The 1,553-nt window shown below is 65.7% G+C and carries 2 protein-coding genes and 3 pseudogenes; 2 read left to right on the top strand and 3 right to left on the bottom strand.

Annotation, left to right across the window (positions count from 1 at the left end; genetic code table 11):
• Positions 1–300 (top strand): annotated as a pseudogene (locus tag J7528_RS23330) (TetR/AcrR family transcriptional regulator); the annotation flags it as partial.
• Between the two features lie 25 nt (positions 301–325).
• A pseudogene (locus J7528_RS23335) lies at positions 326–409 on the top strand (hypothetical protein); the annotation flags it as partial.
• Between the two features lie 37 nt (positions 410–446).
• Here the strand turns inward: J7528_RS23335 and J7528_RS23340 are convergent.
• The 3 genes and pseudogenes from J7528_RS23340 to J7528_RS23350 all read right to left on the bottom strand — a co-directional run.
• Positions 447–941, bottom strand: coding sequence for an SRPBCC domain-containing protein (locus J7528_RS23340; RefSeq protein WP_291879630.1), 495 nt, complete (start codon positions 939–941; stop codon positions 447–449).
• Positions 938–1,267 carry a metalloregulator ArsR/SmtB family transcription factor gene (locus J7528_RS23345; protein WP_291879632.1) on the bottom strand — a complete coding sequence of 110 codons (330 nt, stop codon included), beginning with the start codon at positions 1,265–1,267 and terminating at the stop codon, positions 938–940. Before J7528_RS23345 ends, J7528_RS23340 begins: the two co-directional genes overlap by 4 nt.
• Before the next feature lie 168 nt (positions 1,268–1,435).
• A pseudogene (locus J7528_RS23350) lies at positions 1,436–1,553 on the bottom strand (NAD(P)-dependent alcohol dehydrogenase); the annotation flags it as partial.

Raw genomic sequence — 1,553 nt, forward strand, 5'->3', positions numbered from 1 at the left:
AAGATGTTTCTCGCCCACGTCGCGGCCTCGTACAATCCCAGCAACGACCCGGGCGTCACGCCCTATGGCCGCAATCCGCGCCTGACCCAGATGCTGCTGGACGTCCTGGAGGACGGGCAGCGCAAGGGCGAGGTGCGCGGCGACCTGGACCTGCGCCTGATCGTCGACACGCTGAAGGCCGCCTATGCCTGGAACTACCGCATGACGGCGGCCGCCGGCGGAACCCTGCCGGCGGCCGAGATGTCGGCGGTGATGGACAAGCAGATCGGCGTGATCGCCGAGGGCTGGAAGCCGCGGTAATTCCGCGCTTCTAGAACCTACAAAAGCTCGTCATCCCGGTCGCAGCGAAGCGGAGAGCCGGGACCCAGGGGCAACTGCACTGCGCCGGCCCCTGGGTCCCGGGTCGGCTACGCCGCCCGGGATGACGAATATTGGGTGCTGGGCTTCTACAGCCGCTCCTCCCACCCATACCGACGATCCAGCTTGTTGATCTGGCTGTTGAAGCCCATGACCGCCATCTTGGTCCAGTGCGGATCGCGGTGCGGATGGATGGTCACGACCATGCGGGCCTCTTCGCCCTTGGGGTAGAAGTCGACCTCGATCACGCTCTCATAGGTCTCCATGCCCGGCACGAAGTCGATGTCATGGGTCAGGACCAGGCGCGTCGTCGGCTTGAACACCGTGTAGCGGCCGTGGGTGGCGTGCGAGATCGGCTGGCCCATCTGTTTCATGGCCGCGATCGCGTCGGGGGCGTCGGCGATCATGTCGTAGGTCAGCTTGCCGCCCTCGTGGGCTTCCAGGGCATGGACCTCGACGCGGAAGCCTTCCGGGCCCCACCACGACTCGAAGCCGTCCTTGGTGGCCCACAGCGCCCACAGGTCCTCGACGCTGGCGCGGTAGGTGCGTTCGACGACCACGATGGCCTGGGGGTCCTGGGTCATGCCTTGGGTTCCTTGGAGTGTTGGCGTTTTTCAAGCGCGGCCCCGAACCGGTCGAGGCGGGCCTCCCACAGCTGCCGGTAGCCGGCCAGCCAGGCTTCGAACTCCTGGAAGGGTTCGGGCTTGAGGGCATAGAGGCGGCGCTGGCCGTCCGGGCGCACCGTAACGAACCCCGCCTCGTGCAGGATCCGCAGGTGGCGCGAGACGCCCGACTGGTGGATGCCGGCGACCTGAACGATGTCGTTCACCTGGCGCTCGCCGTGGCGCAGCGCGTCGATGATGAGGCGGCGCTTGGGGTCGGCCAGGGTTTCGAAGGGGTCGGTCTGCATGGATATATGCATATTGATGCATATATCGGACGTCAAGCAGTCCTGTCATCCCGGCCGCAGCGAAGCGAAGAGCCGGGACCGCGGAAAGCTCGGCGCTTCCGGCGGTCCCGGCTCGGCGCGCTATGCGCTTGGCCGGGATGACAGTTTTTGCGGCCTTACAGCGTCGCCCTAGAGGGTGCTCATGTCGATCACGAACCGATACCGCACGTCGCTCTTGGCCATGCGCTTGTAGGCTTCGTTGATCTGGTCGATCGCGATGACCTCGATGTCGGCGACGATGTTGTTC

Source organism: Caulobacter sp. (assembly GCF_017744445.1).
GTDB lineage: Bacteria > Pseudomonadota > Alphaproteobacteria > Caulobacterales > Caulobacteraceae > Caulobacter.